The sequence below is a fragment of the Synechococcus sp. PROS-U-1 genome (genome assembly GCF_014279755.1).
Taxonomy (GTDB): Bacteria; Cyanobacteriota; Cyanobacteriia; order PCC-6307; family Cyanobiaceae; genus Parasynechococcus.
The window spans coordinates 2133192-2150110 of sequence record NZ_CP047951.1 but is presented as its reverse complement, the minus strand read 5'-3'; the positions used below and the strand labels follow the sequence as shown (position 1 = coordinate 2150110).

Sequence of the window (16919 nt, the reverse complement as noted above, 5' to 3'; positions counted from 1 at the left end):
GCATCACTTTTACGATCCGCTCAGTTCCTCCATGGACGTGATGGCACGCTTTCGAACCGTGGCCGCTGCTGCCCTTGCTTTTGCGGCGACCTCGGTACCAGCAGCCCTGGCTCAGGGCTCGCTGTTCACGGCGGTGCCCGTGGAGTTGAGCAACTTCGTTCTGGTGTCGGCCCCCATTGGCCAGGGCGAACGCTCGCAGTTGAACATCTATGAGCAGCGGACCACGAAACGCCCGTGTTTTGCAGTCGGCACTGGGTCGCCGGCCATGGTCGATCCTCTGCTGTCCAAGTTCGATTTCACCGGGGTCTGCAACCGCTATATCGATGGCAACGGTTATTCCCTGCGCATCGGTGGTGATGACCTCGGCACCCGTTACAGGCTCAGCGTGGTGAACACCGGCAGGGATATCGAGTTGCTGGCCACACCGACCCGCAATCCCTCTCAGCCGACCCTGCTTGTTGCCAGGGCGGGTGGGGCCGCCAGTGGCTTTGTTCAGCTGAAGCTGGAGCCCGGCTGGACCTTGAAGCGACGGGCCTACGGCAAGAAAAGCCTGGGTCATCTCTACGTCTATCGGGACAGTGCACCGTCAGTCACTGCACCGGCAGTCAGTTCCAGCCCAAGCAGTGCACCGGCGGAGACTGAACAGATCGAGAGTGCACCGACTCCGTCGTATTGAGCTGGGCGCAGAACCGGTCAAAACACCTGTTGTCGAGACCTGTCAGTGAACTCACACTGAAGGAAGACCCAGGAGGCTGTGATGAAATCGACGGTAGTTCAATGGTTCAACTGGTTTGGTGAAGCGATGACCCATGCGTTGGGGTCGCTCAACGACCGCCATCTCCAGCCCCCGCCGATCGGCACCCAGCCCTACCGGGATACACCGGACAAGCGGGCGCGCAATTACTGAGGTTCAGATCCCCTCAGCAGATCGGTGCAGCGGTAGCAGCTCGCTTCCGCCACGGCATTGCGGCTAACAGATGACTGATCGTTCAGATCAGCAATGGTCCGTGCCACCCGCAACAGCTGAAGACTGCTGCGGGTGCTCAGGCCGCGTTGTTGGATCAATTGTTCCCATAGATCCAGCGCTGCAGTCTCGATTGCTCCGCTCTGCCGCAGCGCTTTTGCCGACAGTCGGCCATTGCGGCAGCCGGCGGGATTGCGGCTCTGCATCCGCTGGCGGGCCCGTTGAATCCGTGCCGGGCTGCACCAGGACTCGGAGACTTTCGATGGGCCGTGAGGATTCAGCACGTTCGCCATCTCCTTGGCGGAGCGCCGTTCGAGCCGCAGTTGTAGGTCGAGCCGATCCAGAAGCGGGCCTGAGAGCCGCTGCCAGTACCGCTGGCGCTGGCTGATGCTGCAGCGACAGCCATGGTCGCGGTCGCCATGCCATCCGCAGGGGCAGGGATTGGTAGCTCCCACCAAGGTGATCAAGGCGGGGAAGACAGTGCTGTGCTGGGAGCGGCTGATCTGTACGGCGCCTTCCTCCAGGGGCTGCCGCAACTGATCCAGCACTGTTCGCGGAAATTCCGCTAGCTCATCGAGAAAGAGCACACCACCGTGGGCCAGGCTGAGTTCGCCTGGACGGGGCGAGCGTCCTCCCCCCAGCAAGGCGGCTGCGGAGCAACTGTGATGGGGCGATCGAAAGGGGCGTTGCTGCTGCAGTTGATCGATGCCATGGAGATGTCCGGCGATCGAATGGATGCGTGTGATGGTGAGCGCTTCCTTCCGGCTCAGGGGCGGCAGCAGGTGTGGCAAGTGATGGGCCAGGCGGGTCTTGCCGCAGCCGGGGGGACCCACCAGCAGGAGATGGTGGCCGCCTGCAGCGGAAAGGGCCAAGCCCCGTGAAGCCAGGCTTGTCTCAATGGATGGCAAGGGCTCCGGGCTGTTGATGCGGCCTGATGCTCGGGAGCCGCTGCAACCGATGACGGGCCAGGGTTGCTCTCCTTTGAGTTGCCGAACCAGCTCCCGCAGGTTGGGCGCGGTGTGGATTGGCAGCCCCTCAATCAAGCTGGCTTCGCTGGCATTGGCGGGAGGGATCACCAGGGCTCGGGCCTGCTGCTGATGGGCCTGGTCGGCGAGGGCGATCACCCCGCGACAGGGCCTGAGGCTGCCGTCGAGCCCCAGTTCGCCAGCACACCAGAGGCCTTCCAGCTGAGGGCGGGCGAGCTGCCCGCTGGCAACCAACAGCGCCAAGGCAATCGGGAGATCAAAGGAGGGGCCTTCCTTGCGTAGATCGGCCGGAGCAAGGTTGATCACCACGCGAACCAGGGGGCCGCGGAAGCCGCTGTTGCGTAGGGCGGAGCGGACGCGCTCCCGCGACTCCTGAATGGCCTTGTCTGGCAGACCCACCAGCTGGACGCCCGGCAGGCCTGGGGCGAGATCCACTTCCACCACCACAGGCCTGGCCTCCAGACCTTGTAGGGATGGACTGAGACAACGTGCCAGCATTCTGAAGTGGGTGACGCAGGAGATTCATGCCCTTGCTGTCACACCGGTATGGCTGTTCCTTCGTTCTCAAGGCCCATGGCAGACGACACGATCTTCGGGAAGATCCTTCGCGGCGAGATCCCGTGCGATGAGGTCTATAGCGATGAGCAGTGCCTGGCCTTTCGGGATGTCGCCCCCCAGGCACCGGTTCATGTGCTGGTGATTCCCCGCAAGCCGATCGAGAGCCTGCGCTCCGGTGCTGCAGAGGATGCTCCCCTGCTGGGCCATCTGCTGCTGGTCGCTGCTCGGGTCGCCAAACAGGAGGGGCTGGACGACTTCCGCACGGTGATCAACAGCGGTGCCGGTGCTGGCCAGACGGTGTTTCACCTTCATGTGCATGTGATCGGTGGGCGTTCTCTGGCCTGGCCCCCCGGCTGATGCTGACGGCGAAGCAGCGCAATGGCCGCCAGACTGAGCACAGTTCAGCAGTGGCATGACCCACCAGCTTCAGAACCTGCGGGATCAGGCCGCCAAGCTGCGTCGACTTTCGCAGCCCTACTTCTTTCCATACACCGAAGACAACGGTTGGCAGTTCATCGGACTTCTGGTGAGCCTGCTGTTCTGTGTGGCCGGGATCGTGCTGTTCCTGGTCACCGGACTGATGAATGGGCTGTCCTGGCTGCTGCCGCAGTTGACCGGTCAGTACCTCGGTGGCGTCCAGTCCTCCCTGGCCATGCTCTGGTCCCGTGGATGGGGGACGGGCATCAGTGCCCTGTTCGTGCTGGGGGCTGTGGTGTTCGCCTCCGTGCGGGGCCAGCTGCGGCACCGCCGCTGGCTGCCTTGGCTGTTTCTCGGTTTGATCATCCTGATGCTGTTGAGTGTGAACGGCATCAATGCCGGCATCACATTCATCGCTAGGGATCTCACCAATGCGTTGATCTCCAAGGACGGGGATGCGTCCTACCGCAATCTCTGGGTGTATGGCGCCTGTTTTGCGGTTGCCCTGCCGATTCGCAGTCTGCAGTTTTATTTCACCCAGAAGCTGGGTCTGTTCTGGCGGGAATGGTTGTCGCTGAGTTTGGTGGACGACTACCTCCGGGATCGGGCGTATTACGTCCTCAACCCCAACGATGAGGCGGCGACCAACGTTGATAACCCTGATCAGCGCATTTCAGAGGATGTTCGTGATTTCACGGCTCAAGCCCTTGGCTTCGCGCTCAATATCTTCGATTCAATTCTCACCTTTTCTCTCAATATCCTCATCCTTTATTCGGTGAGTGAGGGTTTGACCTTCGCTCTGTTGGCCTATGCCGCTGCTATTTCGGTCTTGATGATTGTTGCCGGTCGCAAGCTGGTGCGTCTGAACAATTTTCAGTTGCGTTTCGAAGCGGATTACCGCTACGGCCTTGTTCGGGTAAGGGATAACGCCGAATCGATTGCTTTCTATGCAGGTGAACAGCAGGAAGCCAAGGAGGTGACGCGTCGCTTGGCCACTGTTGTTGAGAACTTTAATCTTCTGATCGTCTGGGAGGTGTTGCTGCGTGTGTTGCAGCGTTCCAGCATCTACGCCAGTAATTTCATCCCTTATCTGATTCTTGCTACGCCGATTTTGGCGGGTGAGATGGATTACGGCGGCTTCGCTCAGGCGAATGTTGCTTACAACCTGGTTGAGGGATCACTGTTCTTCATCATCTACAACATCGAAGCGCTGGCCCGATTCTCGGCATCAATTAACCGGCTGGAAGGTTTCCAGTCGAATATCTCGAACCTGGATCGTGAGGAGTGGAGTGATTTCGCTCCGCGGATTGTGCCGTCCGACCGTTTGGCGCTTCAAGGGGTCACGGTCAAAACACCGCGGACCGACAACGTGCTGGTGCGCGATCTCAGCTTTTCGCTCGACACCTCTGAAGGCTTGCTTGTGGTCGGGCCCTCTGGCTGTGGCAAGACCTCATTGCTGCGGGTTGTGAGTGGGTTATGGGGGTCACCCACAGGCACTGTGTATTCCCCAGGGCAGGGGGACCTTCTGTTCATTCCGCAGAAGCCTTATATGGCTCTGGGATCGCTCCGCGAACAGCTCTGTTACCCATTGGATCAGGCCCGTTTCAGCGATGAACAGCTGCGGGCCGTCTTGGATCAGGTGATGCTGGGCAAATTGATGCAGCGTTATCCCGATCTCGACATCAAGCAGGACTGGCCGCGGTTGCTCTCTTTGGGAGAACAGCAGCGGCTGGCATTTGCCAGGTTGCTGCTGAATTCCCCCAAGGTCGTGGTGCTTGATGAAGCCACCAGTGCCTTGGATGTCGACACTGAATCCCGTCTTTATGCGCTGCTGCGCGAACGCGAGGTGGCTTTCATCAGCGTTGGTCACCGGCCGACCTTGAAGGAGTTCCATGACACCGTTCTCGAGTTGAGTGGAGATCGCGACTGGCGGCTGATCCCGGCGACCAGCTATGACTTCGAACGTTCCTGAACCGGCCGGATGACCTCCACAAGCGAGACGCCTGATCCCACGTCTGTTCCGGAGACGTCCGCCACCACCAATGACGTGCCCGCTTTCGGTTGGAGTGGCTATGCGGAGCGGGTGAATGGCCGTTTCGCCATGGTTGGATTTGTTGCTGTGCTCTTGATCGAGGCCCTCAGCGGCGACACCTTTCTGCATTGGGCGGGGCTGCTGCCCTGATCAGGGCAGACGAATCAGATCCACATCCCAGCGTCCGTTTCGGCTCACCTGCACCGCCAGACGCCGGCCTGAACCGTCAAGACTGACGCTGCGGGGCACGCCCGGTGGATCCAGAGGCAGCCGTTGTGTTGCCCCCACGTTGCGGCGATAGAGCACCAGCTCCGTGCGGTCTTCCCGTTGCTGGACGACGGCCAAGCGCTGCCCATCGGCACTGACGCTGACGCTGATCGGCTGGGCGTCGGCACGGTTGAGCCCCGGCAGCGGGACGGGGCTGCGATCCCGTAAGTCAATCAGCTCGACCCGTTCTCGCCCATTGCGTTGCCCCAGGCTGGCCAACCAGCGTCCCCCCAGCGATGGGTCCCGTCGGCTGTTCATCGACTGGCGCAGCATGCCGTTGAGGTCGGGTCGGGGTGTCGGTCTTGGACTGCTGCAGCCCGTCACCAGCACCAGGCTGCAGATCAGAGCGATGCGGATCATGGTTCTGAAGACAGCGCTGGCGTGGAGAGGCTTTGCCCCGGTGGCCGGTCCGGCTCGAGAAGATCACTCAGATCCAACAGCTCCACGCGCCACCGGCCCTGATCTGTCACCTGAAGGGCGATTTGCTGTGCATCTGGCGCCAGGCTGAGCAGCACCGGCTCCCGTCCCCCAGGCAGTGGCAGGGGGTGCATCCGTCCATTCAGTCGGTCGGTTATGACCGCGAGTCTGCGGCGACCGCGCTGGGTGATCACGGCCAGGTAGCGACCGTTCCAGCTCAGGGAGGGGGAACTGTGGGGCTGGTGACGGCTCAGCTGCGGAACAGTCACAACGGCTCCGTCGCTGAGGCGGCGAAGCTGCACCGTGGGACGTCCGCGGCGATCGCTGACGACCGCCAGCCATTCACCACTTCCACTCAGGGCTGGTGCCTGCTGGCTGCTGCCGAACAGGAGGGCGCCTCCGGCCCGTTCACTGCGACCGTTGCAGCCGGCCAGCGCCAGGCTGGCCAGCAGGATGAGCAGCGGGCGACGCAAGTGACTCAGTCGTCAAAGCGGGAGCTGTTGTCCCGAGGGCTGCTCGAGGATGGCCTGGAGCTGCGGGGGGGTTGACGGCTACTCGTGGGGCGGTTCGAGGCCAGCGGCGGTTCACCGGAAAGCCTGGATTCTGTCGTTGCAACCGGGTTGGTGCCGGGGCGCCCTCGGTTCAGTGATGCGCTGCGGCTGGGGCTGAAGGCGGCATCTTCGGCACCGGACGGGGCGGGTTCGCCCGCAGGGCGGTCAGAGCGGCCCATGGGGCGGCTGCCGCGGCGTTGGTCGTTCCGTTCCGTTCGTCTGGATCCAAAATCGGGACGCCGCTCTTCACGGGCTTCGCCGGCTCGGAAGCGGGCCATGCGGCGGGAGCGCTCATCTCCTTCGTCCCAGCCAGAACCGGCCTGGTCCGGGCCCGAGGAGCGGCGGCTGGCCGCTTCCTCGGGGATGGCGGCGCGGCTGGTGCGGCGCGGTCGGTAAAAGTCTTCCTCAGGCCGCTCTTCGGTGTCGTCGTCGCGGGCGTCATCGCGGGCTGAGAAGCGTCGCCGCAGCGGTTGAGGTTCATCTAAACGGTCGTAACCGTCATCCCAGCCGCCGCGCAGTCCGCCGGAACCGCCGCCGCGGGCCGGGGCGGGTTCGTCATCGAAATAAGCGGATCGCCGGGCTTGCTCCGTCGCGACGCCTCGCAAGCGCACGCTTTCGTAGGCGAAGAACACCGTTGTGCCCGCCAGCAGGAACTGGCCGAATTGAAGAATCGGGTCGAGGCGCCATCCCTGGAAAAAAAGGATGCCGCCACAAAGCAGCCCAATGGCTGCAAAGAACACGTCGTAATCCCGGGCCAGCGCGGGTTTGAACGACCGCATGAAATAGAGCAGAGCACCGCCGACGGCCAGCACAATGCCGACGATGCTGGCCCAGTTGAGACTGGCGTTAACCAAAACTCTGCTCCCGCTTGGGGCTCAGTCTACGAGTGCCGCCAGGGGCAGGTCAGAGCTTGCGGTCGAGGCGGTCGGTCTGGCTCAGCAGGATCAGTGCGATGGTCGCAGGAACCACGACGATCACACCTCCCCAAACGAGGCTGCTCAGGAAGTTGGAGAGGGAGGGGGTCATGGGGTTGCTGCTGTCTGCATCAAAGCCGCGCTGATCCTAAGGAGCGATGTCGGCTTTCTACGATGACAGGGCGATTTGCTTTGAGCTTTGTGACGCCGCTGCTGCTGCAGGTCCTGCCAGTTGTTCATCTTCTCCTTGGTCTGCTGTTGGCAGCCTGGACCCTGGCGTTCCTGCTTCGCATCGTGCTCACCTGGTACCCCCAGGTTGATTTGAGTCAGGGCGCCTGGCCTGTGGTGGCTTGGCCGACAGAGCCTGTGCTGGCGGTCAGTCGCCGCGTGATCGCCCCGATCGGTGGGGTCGATGTCACCCCGGTGATCTGGGTCGGTTTGATCAGTCTCTTGCGTGAATTGCTTGTCGGTCAGCAAGGGCTGCTGTCCCAACTGATGATGCACGCAAAGGCCATAGCCTGAGAGGGATCTGGTTCCCTCTGGCCTGCTTCAGGGGAGCATTTCCTGCTCGACGAACTTGGTGTGGACATCGCCGTTAATGAATTCCGGTCGATCCAGCATCTCCAGATGAAATTCCACCGTTGTCGGAATGCCGGTCACGGCACATTCGTTCAGGGCGCGCTTCATCCGGGTCATGGCGTGGGCGCGGTCTTTGCCCCAGACGATCAGCTTGCCGATCAGGGAGTCGTAGAAGGGAGGGATGTCGTAGCCCGTGTAGACGTGGCTATCGACCCGCACGCCTGGTCCTCCGGGGGGCAGCCATCCAGTGATTCGTCCAGGGGCGGGCCGGAAGTTGTGGCGTGCATCCTCCGCGTTGATCCGGCATTCGATTGCATGGCCGGTGAGCTGGATCTCCTCTTGCTGCACGCTGATGGATTCGCCACCGGCGATGCGTAACTGCTCAGCGATCAGATCAACGCCTGTGACCATTTCGGTCACCGGATGTTCCACCTGGATGCGGGTGTTCATCTCCATGAAGTAGAAGCCCCCGCTGCGATCCAGCAGGAATTCCACCGTTCCGGCGCCCTCGTAATTGATGCTTCGGGCGGCGGCAACAGCTGCATCGCCCATGCGGCGACGCAATTCGGGATCCAGTGCTGGGCTGGGGGCCTCCTCCAGCAGTTTCTGGTGACGGCGCTGAATGGAGCAGTCCCGTTCCCCAAGGTGCACCACATTGCCGTGGCGATCGGCTAGCACCTGAACTTCCACGTGGCGGGGCCGGTCGATGAATTTCTCCATGTACAGGCCGGGGTTACCGAAGGCGGCTTCCGCTTCGCCCTGTGCCGCTTTGTACAGGCTCTCCAGCTGACTTGAATCTGGAACCAGCCGCATACCCCGTCCACCGCCGCCGGCGGTGGCCTTGATCATCACGGGGTAGCCCATCTCCTGGGCGAGGGCGGCCGCCTCGCTCGTGCTGCTGAGCAGGCCTTCGCTACCGGGCACCGTGGGAACGCCGACCGACTGCATGGTCGTTTTGGCGGTGGACTTGTCCCCCATCGAGCGAATCGCGTGGGGTGATGGTCCAACGAAGGTGAGGCCGTGATCACGGCACATCTCGGCGAACTTGTCGTTTTCGGCCAGGAAGCCGTAACCGGGATGGATGGCGTCAGCGCCCCGGGACGTGGCGGCCGCCAGGATGTTGGGAATGTTGAGGTAGCTCTTGCTGCTCAGCGCTTCCCCCACGCACACCGCCTCATCCGCGAGCTGGACGTGGAGCGCATCTTTGTCGACTGAGCTGTAGACCGCGATCGTTGCGATGCCGAGCTCTCTGCAGCTCCGAATGATCCGGAGGGCAATCTCGCCGCGGTTGGCGATCAGCACTTTGCCGATGGGCATCCCGCAGCATCTTCAGGCCTGACGCCGGATCGTATCAGCGCCGACCGATCAGGCCGAAAGCAAAGACCCCGCCCGGTATGATCTTTCCTCGACAACACCCGAGTGGTGAAGTCGACCACGCGGATGTGGTGGAATTGGTAGACACGCACGTTTGAGGGGCGTGTGGCTTCGGCCTTGCGAGTTCAAGTCTCGCCATCCGCATTTTTTTCTCTTGGCCCGCCCCCGCGCAGCAGAACCTGGACCGGCCGTTGTTCTTGTCTCGAATGGTCCTGGTGAGCTGACCACCTGGGTTCGCCCGCTGGCGGAACGGTTGCACGCCTGCCTCCGTTTGCGTCCCCGGTCCACGACCGCCCAGGCGGCCTTGCATCTGGTCCTCGTCCCCTGCCCCAATGCCACCGGGCAGGAGCGCGTGGCGGCGGAGCCCTGGGGCTTGTTTGAGCGCATCGTTCCGGCACGGCGATTTTGGTCCCTGCTGTTGCGCCCTCAGCGGTATGGGCCCTGGCCCCAGCGGGGTGTCGTGGTGTTCTTGGGGGGGGACCAGTTCTGGACCGTTCTGCTCTCGGCTCGTCTCGGGTATCGCCATATCACCTATGCCGAATGGGTGGCACGTTGGCCGGGCTGGAACGATCGGATCGCGGCCATGTCGGAGGCGGTTCAACGCCAGCTTCCTGCTCGTTATCAATCCCGATGCCGTGTGGTTGGGGATCTAATGGCGGATTTGTCGTCATTCGCTCGCCAGGAGGATCCCCTGCCTGAAGGTCAGTGGGTGGCCCTGCTGCCGGGTTCCAAGCAGGCCAAGCTGTGTGTGGGCATGCCTTTTCTGCTCGACACCGCAGACCGTTTGGCTCGATTGCAACCCGAATGCCGCTTTCTGCTGCCGTTGGCTCCCACCACAGACGTGGCGGAGCTGCTCAGGTTTGCCAGTGGGTCCAATCCCATTGCTGCCCGCTACAACGCCTCCGTCGCGTCGGTTGACCAGGATGAATTGGTGACGGAGTTGGTGACGGCGGCGGGGACGCGGATTCGTCTCTTACGGCAGCATCCGGCCCACGGGGCCCTGAGCCAGTGCTCCCTTGCCCTGACAACGGTCGGTGCCAACACGGCCGAGCTCGGAGCACTCGCTGTGCCGATGATCGTGATTGTTCCCACCCAGCACCTTGAGGTGATGCAGGCCTGGGATGGTGGGCTTGGACTGCTGGCGCGCTTACCGGGCTTGAGGCGTCTGATTGGGGTCCTCCTGACCCTCTGGCGTCTGCGCAACAACGGTCTGATGGCCTGGCCCAACATCAGTGCGGGCCGCCTCGTGGTTCCCGAGCGGGTGGGGGCGATCACGCCGGATGAGATCGCGCAGGAAGCATGCGACTGGCTCAACGCCCCCGAGCGGCTGGAGGGTCAGCGGAAGGACCTCCAGGCGTTGCGGGGGGATCCAGGGGCAGTGGCTGCCCTGGCTGCAGAGGTGAGGGCGTTGCTCCCCCGTGAACTCAGCTCTTCCTAGGCTGCATAACCCTGGTTCCGACGACCATGACCCCGTCCAATTCGGTCGAACGCAGCGCAGAGGAGTGGAAGCAATCCCTCACGCCGGAGCAGTTCCAGGTGGCCCGTTGCGGGGGCACCGAGCGTGCTTTTACCGGGGCTTATTGGAACAACAAGGCCACCGGGATGTACCACTGCATCTGCTGTGGATCGCCACTGTTCAGTTCTGATGCCAAGTTTGATTCGGGCACCGGCTGGCCCAGCTTCTGGGACGGTGTGAGTTCCGACGCGATCACCACCAAACGGGATCTGACCCATGGAATGGTGCGCACCGAAATCAATTGCGCCCGTTGCGATGCCCATCTCGGGCATGTGTTCTCCGATGGCCCCGCTCCCACAGGTCAGCGTTACTGCGTTAACAGCGCATCTCTGGATTTCAAGGCGTCCTGAACGCCTGGCCGCTCACCAGGGGTCGTCGAGATCTTGGCTCCGGCGCTGAGGAGCTGCGTCTTCCATCGGCTCCACATCTAGGGGTTCGCCGGACTGCTGAACCGCACGGCGTGAGGCGGGCATGGCCCGCCTTGGAGGCTGTTCTTCGTATGGCGCTGGTTCTTCGTATGGCGCTGGTTCTTCGTATGGCGCTGGTTCTTCGTATGGCGCTGGTTCTTCGTATGGCGCTGGCTCCTTGTAGGCGGGGGAGCGCTCCTCGTTGTAAGGCCGTGGTCGCTCATTTCTGGTGTTTTCTTGCTCTTCGAAGCGAGAACGCTCCTCGTAGCGCTGCTCGTCATACCGCTGGGGCTCATCGAGATAGCGACGTTGCTGCATCGCCTCCTGACGCCGATCCTCCAGTTCCACGTATTCCAGTTCCGCATCAGCCTCAAACCGTTCGGCCTCCGAGGCCTGGAGACGCCGTTGTTCCTGCTCCTGCGGTTGTCCGGAAGTGAGCTGGTTTTCCACGGGCACCAAGTTGACTCTGTAACGCTCCCGCTCTTGCTCTTCCCAGCTGGGACCTCCCACCCCCAGTTTTTCGAGTACACCGCTGTTCAGCTGTTTGAGCTTGTCTTCAGCTCCCTCGTAAACAATGATCCGATCCGGGCCACTGCTGACGATCTCCTCCACCGGCATTTCCCAGGTGCTCAGCACTCCCTCCCCAAGAAGGGGCACGCCGAGGGCTCCCATCACAAGGGTGGTTAGCTCTCCGGTTTCGATGTCAAAAGCGAAGCCGAGCACCCGACCCAGTTGTTCACCGGACTCGGTGATCACCTGGCAGTTGATCACCCGGCTGTAGCGCTCGGGATTGAAGTTCTCACTCAGGGAGTCGGCGGAATCCACCAGGATCACGTCTCCCACCTGACGGATTCGGTCCAGCGGCATCCAGCGCGGCAGACCGGGGAGGAAACGGGTCAGCGGGTTGTCCCGCAGACCGACGGCGACCACCTCACGCCTGTCGATATCCACAATCACTTCACCGACCACTCCAAGTCGGCGGCCGGTGTCGCGGGTGATCACCTGGGTGCCCATCAGTTCGGAGCGCAACCAGAGGCGATCGCTGGGTACGCCAGTGGTGATGGCGTCAGTCGGGGAAGGGGTCGGGGTCAAGCGCGGGCCCTCGGCCATGGACATTCAGGCCATTGTGGCGCAGGGGTTCCGCCTGTCACGTTCAGATTGCACAGCGAAAACCCCGATCGTTCAGGCGGCATCCGGCAAACCCACCACCTGGGTGTGCGCGCCGCGGGCCTGCGTCACGCCAATGGTGCGCTGGGCCGCACCGATCATTGGCCGGCGGTGGCTGACCACCATGAACTGTGCTGCCTCGGCCTGACGCGCGATTAGGGCCGCGAGGCGCTCCACATTGACGCCGTCAAGGAAGCTGTCCACCTCATCGAGGGCATAGAACGGCGAGGGTCGGAAGCGTTGCAGGGCGAACAGGAAGCTCAGTGCGGTGAGTGATTTCTCGCCCCCCGACATCGAGGCCAAACGCCGCACGGTTTTGCCCTTGGGATGCGCCACCAGGGTGAGGCCGCCTTCCAGGGGCTCGTCCGTGTTCTCCAGCTGCAGGTGGCCATCACCATCGGAGAGCGAGGCAAAAATCTCGCGGAAATGACCATCCACGGCGGTGAACGCTTCCATAAAAGCGTCCTGGCGCAGGGTGGCCACGGTTTCGATCCGCAACAGCAGCTCTTCCCGCTCGCTGTTGAGCACATCGAGTCGTTCGTTCAATTCGTTGAGGCGCTGTTCGAGGGCTTCCAGCTCCTCCAGCGCAAGCATGTTGACGGGTTCCAGCGCTTCCATCCGTTGCTGGATCGCCTGCAGATCGGCCTGTAGTGCCTCCAGACCCTCCAGTCGCAAGGCCTCAGGGATCTCCGGTCTGGGGTCGGGCAGGGTCTGTTCCATCTCCTGGAGACGCACACCACCGCTGCGCTGTTCTTCGATCAGGCCTTCGCGGTCTTCCTTGAGCCGTTCCAGATTCCACTCGGCTTGCTGCAGGGCTTGGCGCTGCCGGCCCACCTCGGCTTCCGCGGCATCCCGGGCCCGGCGCTGGCTGCCGAAGCGTTCCTGCAGGTCACTCTGCTGCTGTTCCAGCTGTTGCCGCTTTTCCTGGAGATCACTCTGCTGCTGACGCCAGGCGCCATGGGCGCTGGCCAGGGCCTTCACCGCCTCCTGCAGCCGGGTCTCCTCGGCGGCCAGGGCCTTCTCCTGATCCCCCATTCGTTCGATTGCCAGCTGCCGCTCGCGACGGGCGTTCAGCAGCTGGTCGCGCTCGCTGCGGGTCGTCTCCAGGCGTTGGTCTGCGGCTTCCTGTTCCTTCTGCAGTTGGGCCCATGCCGCGGCATCGTCGTTGTTGCCGCTGTTGCGCTCCGCCTCATCCAGGGTCTGAAGCTCTGCGGTTAGGGGGATGAGCGCAGTGCTGATCGCTTCGAGCCGCTGCTGTTGTTCGGTCTGGTCCTGCTGCAGTTTGCTGAGCCGTTCGGCCCTTTGGCGGCTGCGCTCGAGCAGGGGGCCGTGGTTGCGCCGGGCTGCATTCCGCTCGGCGATCAGGGCGGCCTGCTGCTGTTCCAGCTGCCGGAGCTGAGGTTTCTGCTGCTCCATCCGTTGCGCCAGCTTCGACTCCTCCCTTCGGCATGCCACCAGGGATTCCCCGAGTTCCAGCAGGCGACGCCGTAGAGGTTCAGCCTCGTCTTGATCGCTGCTGCGACCGAAGCTGAGGCTGGAGTTCCGCTGGGAGAAGCTGCCGCCGGTCATGGCGCCGCTTTTCTCCAGCAGCTCTCCATCGAGGGTGACTGCCCTGGAGCGGCCCAGCTGCTGGCGTGCGCTGGCCAGGTCGGCGAACACCAACGTGTCGCCGAAAACGTAAGCGAACACCTGGTCGTACACCGGCTCGTATCGCACCAGTTCCACGGCCCGGCCGATCAGTCCCGCGCCACTGTCCCCCCCAGGGCGTGCCCCTCGGGCGAAGGCGGCCGATCCACCCCCCCCTGGCGCGCGGATCTTGTTCAGGGGCAGGAAGGTGAGCCGGCCGGCACGACGGCTCTTGAGCAGTTCGATGGCGCGGGCAGCGATGCGGTCGTCGTCGACCACCACCTGGCCGAGACGGGCCCCAGCCGCCACTTCCAGGGCGAGACGATGGCGATCCTCCACTTCCCCCAGCTGGGCCACAGGGCCATGGATGCCATCGAGGCCGGCCTCCAGCAGCAGGCGAAGGGCACCGGTGCCGCGGCTTTCCTGAAGCGCATCACGACGGCTTTCCAGACGCGCGATTTCCCGTTCCAAACGGGTCTGTTCCTGCTCAAGCCGGCTGCGGGTGCGCTGTTGGATGGCCAGGGAGTCGGCCGTCTGTTGGAGCTCCTGTTTGCCATCGGCAATGGCTTGAAGAAGGGTTTGCCAGGTCTCCTCCAGGGTTTCGAGCTGCTGTTGCACAGCGGCACCGTCGGCGCCGTCTTGTTGCTGTTCTTGGGTGAGTTCCTCCAGCCGTTCCTGTTCCTGACGCAGCCGTTCCTGCAGCTGCTGCTGCTCCTCCAGCAGGGGAGCAACGCTGCTTTGTAACTCCTGGCGGCGTCCGCTGCGCCGCTTCTGTTCTTCCACCCAGGCGCCGGAGCGGCCGGCGACATCCGACAGCCGGCGGCGGGACATCTCAACAGCCGCTTCCGCTGCTTTGCAGTTGTCTTCAGCGGCGCTCAGGGCGTCCTGGTTGGGGTCGTGTTCCAGCTCCCGGGACTGCTGCTGCCACTGCTGGCGACGGGTGGCGAGGTCATGGCGCTGTCCCTGCAGTTTCTGGCCTTCGTCCTGGTGGAGGCTGGCCTGGCGTTCCAGCTCGCGGCTGCTGGTGTCCAGGCCAGCCAGTTCCGCCTGAACCGCCAACAGCTGGTCTTCTCCCAGGGCTTTGACCTGCTCCTGCAGCAGCTCCAGTTCGGCCACAGCCTTGCTCAGTTGCTCCCGCCCGCTGGCGATGGCTGCAGCGTCCCGCTGCTCCTGGGCTTCCAGAGCCTGTTGGCGGGTGGCCAGATCCTTCAGGGCCTGCTGGGCTGCCTCGAAGGCCAGCACCATTTCCTGGCGGCGTCCCAGCTGCAGCCGTTCCCTTAACTCCTGGTACTGGCGGGCCTTGGCGCAGTCCTTCTCCAGCCGTTGGCGGCTCGCCAGCAATTCCTGCTCAATGATCCGGCAGCGGTCCTGACGTTCCTGCACGTCATCGAGCTTGCGGCGGGTCTGTTCGATCCGGGTATCGAACAGGGCAACCCCAGCCAGCTCATCGATGAGGCCGCGGCGGTCGCGGTTGCTCATCGAGACGATGCGGGTGACATCCCCCTGCATCACTACATTGCTGCCCTCAGGATCGATCCGGAGTCGGCGCAGCTGGGTTTGCAGCTGCTGCAGATTGCAGGGCACCCCATCAGCGCTGTAGCTGGAGCTGTAGGAGCCCCCAGGCATCACCCGCAGCTTGCGGGTCACCGTCCATTCGGTTTGTCCCTGTTGAATCCAGGGGCCTTCTGCCGGGGCATCCAGGCCCTCCTCGGCGGCGTCGGGTGTCCAGTCGCTGAGATCGAAGCGAACACTGACTGTGGTTTCGGCGGCCTTGCCGGCCTTGAGCATGCCGCTGTTGACCAGATCTGGCAGACGGTCGGCCCGCATGCCGCGGCTGGTGGCCAGACCCAGGCAGAACAGAACGCCGTCGAGAATGTTGCTCTTGCCGGAGCCATTAGGGCCGGTCACAACGGTGAATCCCTCTTCAAGAGGGATGGTCATCGCTCCACCGAACGACTTGAAGTGCGTGAGCCCAACCTGATTGATATGAACCAACAGGATCTGGGGCTGTCAGCAGGTCGAAACTAGCGGAGCTCACGAAAAGCTCAAGGGTTCGATAGAAAGCAATATCCATTGGTGATGCGAAGAAAGCCGCACAGGTCGCCCTGGAGCTCCAGGGTCACGTCTGCATCCGTGGCGGTCGGGAGGTCGCCGCTGTAACTCCCGGCATGGATCCGTTCAGCCCAGCCCCGGTTGCCCGAAACGGCGGCACGGCGCGGTTCCAGCCAGACCCGCCGATGTGGTGGCAGGGGAACCGCCGGTTGGGCCTCTTCATTCAGCTGCGGCACGGTCGCGAGCCGCCAGGTGCGGCAGGTGTCTCCATCCTCAAGCAGCAGATCGATGTGGCATCCATTGGGGTCGTCCGGTGCTCCGGTGTGACGCAGGAGGGCGTATCGCGGCACAGCTAACTCATCGTGAGGGTGGTCTCCACCAGGGTGTAGTCCCGATCGCCAAGACTGTTGCTGCTCCTAGCGAGCACCAGTTGCCACTGATTGGGGCCAATGGCGACCCCCGTGGGATCGAGATAACTCATCGATTTGGGTGCCAGATTTTCGGGATTTACATCCCAGCCCAGCCCGTCCTTCGAGGTGCCAACGAACAGTCCCTGGGGTTGGCTCGGCAGGGTCTCCGGTGTGGACGACATCACGGCAATCCAGTCGCCTGCCTTGGCCTGGAGCACCTCAAAGTCGACATAACCGCCTGTGGTGCGTTGGCCTGGATCCTTTTTGAATGAGGTTCCACTGCTGTCGGTGGATGTTGCGCTCACAATCCATTCGCGGTGTTCCCGACCACCTGCCGGTGGATCTTCAACCCAGTACAACCTGACGTTTCCATTGGGAAGTAGGACGGCATCGGGAACGCCCCAAGCCATCGATCCACCATCCGTGAAGCCGGTGGAAACTGGGTTGCTGAGGGTTAACCAGTCGTCTGAAATCTCAGCGGTGAAAATTTCTTTTTCATTGGTTGATGGATTGAGTTCGACGTAATAACCACGTCGCACTCCGTCGCCAGATGTCACGACTGTTAGATCTGAAATTCGATCAAGTGTTCCTCGCCTGGTCAGCTGAAAGCCAGGGCTCAGATCGTCAATATTGGTGAAGCCGCCTGATGGGTAGGCGAGTTTGTAGCCGTTGTCTGATGCCT

The 16919-nt window shown here is 62.8% G+C and carries 18 protein-coding genes and 1 tRNA gene; 9 read left to right on the top strand and 10 right to left on the bottom strand.

Annotated elements, in window-relative coordinates:
* The first annotated feature begins 31 nt into the window (after positions 1 to 31).
* Both SynPROSU1_RS11720 and SynPROSU1_RS11715 read left to right on the top strand, forming a co-directional pair.
* On the top strand, positions 32 to 676 hold the full coding sequence (locus tag SynPROSU1_RS11720) for a DUF3747 domain-containing protein (protein WP_186570652.1): 645 nt from the start codon (positions 32 to 34) through the stop codon (positions 674 to 676).
* Positions 677 to 757: 81 nt separating this feature from the next.
* The gene (locus SynPROSU1_RS11715) at positions 758 to 907 is read left to right on the top strand and encodes a hypothetical protein (protein ID WP_186570651.1); all 150 of its coding nucleotides are present in this window, start codon (positions 758 to 760) and stop codon (positions 905 to 907) included.
* On the opposite strand, the gene SynPROSU1_RS11710 is transcribed toward SynPROSU1_RS11715, so the two are convergent.
* A complete protein-coding gene (locus SynPROSU1_RS11710; RefSeq protein WP_186570650.1) occupies positions 901 to 2448 on the bottom strand; it encodes a YifB family Mg chelatase-like AAA ATPase in 1548 nt (515 codons plus the stop codon). The two genes, SynPROSU1_RS11715 and SynPROSU1_RS11710, sit on opposite strands and share 7 nt — an antisense overlap.
* A gap of 75 nt (positions 2449 to 2523) precedes the next feature.
* On the opposite strand from SynPROSU1_RS11710, the gene SynPROSU1_RS11705 reads away from it, so the two are divergent.
* The 3 genes from SynPROSU1_RS11705 to SynPROSU1_RS11695 are packed head-to-tail and all read left to right on the top strand — an operon-like array spanning position 2524 to position 5107.
* The gene (locus SynPROSU1_RS11705) at positions 2524 to 2865 is read left to right on the top strand and encodes a histidine triad nucleotide-binding protein (RefSeq protein ID WP_115022512.1); all 342 of its coding nucleotides are present in this window, start codon (positions 2524 to 2526) and stop codon (positions 2863 to 2865) included.
* Positions 2866 to 2920: 55 nt separating this feature from the next.
* Positions 2921 to 4897, top strand: a complete 1977-nt coding sequence (locus tag SynPROSU1_RS11700) for an ABC transporter ATP-binding protein/permease (protein ID WP_186570649.1) — start codon at positions 2921 to 2923, stop codon at positions 4895 to 4897.
* Between the two features lie 9 nt (positions 4898 to 4906).
* Positions 4907 to 5107 (top strand): chlorophyll a/b-binding protein, encoded by a 201-nt coding sequence (locus SynPROSU1_RS11695; RefSeq protein WP_186570648.1) that lies wholly within the window; start codon positions 4907 to 4909, stop codon positions 5105 to 5107.
* Here the strand turns inward: SynPROSU1_RS11695 and SynPROSU1_RS11690 are convergent, their stop codons facing one another.
* Genes SynPROSU1_RS11690 through psbX form a run of 4 tightly spaced genes read right to left on the bottom strand, consistent with a single transcriptional unit; the run spans position 5108 to position 7218 of the window.
* On the bottom strand, positions 5108 to 5584 hold the full coding sequence (locus SynPROSU1_RS11690; RefSeq protein WP_186570647.1) for a hypothetical protein: 477 nt from the start codon (positions 5582 to 5584) through the stop codon (positions 5108 to 5110).
* Positions 5581 to 6114 (bottom strand): hypothetical protein, encoded by a 534-nt coding sequence (locus tag SynPROSU1_RS11685; protein ID WP_186570646.1) that lies wholly within the window; start codon positions 6112 to 6114, stop codon positions 5581 to 5583. The genes SynPROSU1_RS11690 and SynPROSU1_RS11685 overlap by 4 nt, the downstream gene beginning before the upstream one ends.
* A 5-nt stretch (positions 6115 to 6119) precedes the next feature.
* On the bottom strand, positions 6120 to 7046 hold the full coding sequence (locus tag SynPROSU1_RS11680) for a Ycf66 family protein (RefSeq protein ID WP_186570645.1): 927 nt from the start codon (positions 7044 to 7046) through the stop codon (positions 6120 to 6122).
* Positions 7047 to 7095: 49 nt separating this feature from the next.
* Positions 7096 to 7218, bottom strand: coding sequence for a photosystem II reaction center X protein (psbX, locus tag SynPROSU1_RS11675; protein WP_115022502.1), 123 nt, complete (start codon positions 7216 to 7218; stop codon positions 7096 to 7098).
* Between the two features lie 89 nt (positions 7219 to 7307).
* Between psbX and SynPROSU1_RS11670 the strand changes: the two genes are divergently transcribed.
* Positions 7308 to 7628 carry a YggT family protein gene (locus SynPROSU1_RS11670; protein WP_255444667.1) on the top strand — a complete coding sequence of 107 codons (321 nt, stop codon included), beginning with the start codon at positions 7308 to 7310 and terminating at the stop codon, positions 7626 to 7628.
* A gap of 27 nt (positions 7629 to 7655) precedes the next feature.
* On the opposite strand, the gene accC is transcribed toward SynPROSU1_RS11670, so the two are convergent.
* Positions 7656 to 9002 (bottom strand): acetyl-CoA carboxylase biotin carboxylase subunit, encoded by a 1347-nt coding sequence (accC, locus tag SynPROSU1_RS11665; RefSeq protein ID WP_186570643.1) that lies wholly within the window; start codon positions 9000 to 9002, stop codon positions 7656 to 7658.
* 119 nt (positions 9003 to 9121) lie between these two features.
* On the opposite strand from accC, the gene SynPROSU1_RS11660 reads away from it, so the two are divergent.
* From SynPROSU1_RS11660 to msrB, 3 genes are all read left to right on the top strand, one after another.
* Positions 9122 to 9203 (top strand) — tRNA-Leu (locus tag SynPROSU1_RS11660).
* Between the two features lie 10 nt (positions 9204 to 9213).
* Complete coding sequence (locus SynPROSU1_RS11655) at positions 9214 to 10497, top strand: glycosyl transferase (protein WP_186570642.1); 1284 nt, start codon at positions 9214 to 9216, stop codon at positions 10495 to 10497.
* Between the two features lie 26 nt (positions 10498 to 10523).
* Positions 10524 to 10925 carry a peptide-methionine (R)-S-oxide reductase MsrB gene (gene msrB, locus SynPROSU1_RS11650; protein ID WP_186570641.1) on the top strand — a complete coding sequence of 134 codons (402 nt, stop codon included), beginning with the start codon at positions 10524 to 10526 and terminating at the stop codon, positions 10923 to 10925.
* Between the two features lie 12 nt (positions 10926 to 10937).
* Here msrB and SynPROSU1_RS11645 read toward each other — a convergent pair whose 3' ends face one another.
* The 4 genes from SynPROSU1_RS11645 to SynPROSU1_RS11630 form a co-directional block, all read right to left on the bottom strand.
* Complete coding sequence (locus tag SynPROSU1_RS11645; protein WP_186572381.1) at positions 10938 to 12074, bottom strand: PRC-barrel domain-containing protein; 1137 nt, start codon at positions 12072 to 12074, stop codon at positions 10938 to 10940.
* Between the two features lie 90 nt (positions 12075 to 12164).
* Positions 12165 to 15770 carry a chromosome segregation protein SMC gene (gene smc / locus SynPROSU1_RS11640; protein ID WP_186570640.1) on the bottom strand — a complete coding sequence of 1202 codons (3606 nt, stop codon included), beginning with the start codon at positions 15768 to 15770 and terminating at the stop codon, positions 12165 to 12167.
* A gap of 50 nt (positions 15771 to 15820) precedes the next feature.
* A complete protein-coding gene (locus tag SynPROSU1_RS11635; protein ID WP_186570639.1) occupies positions 15821 to 16177 on the bottom strand; it encodes a hypothetical protein in 357 nt (118 codons plus the stop codon).
* Positions 16178 to 16179: 2 nt separating this feature from the next.
* Positions 16180 to 16794 carry a hypothetical protein gene (locus SynPROSU1_RS11630; RefSeq protein WP_186570638.1) on the bottom strand — a complete coding sequence of 205 codons (615 nt, stop codon included), beginning with the start codon at positions 16792 to 16794 and terminating at the stop codon, positions 16180 to 16182.
* Positions 16795 to 16919 lie beyond the last annotated feature (125 nt).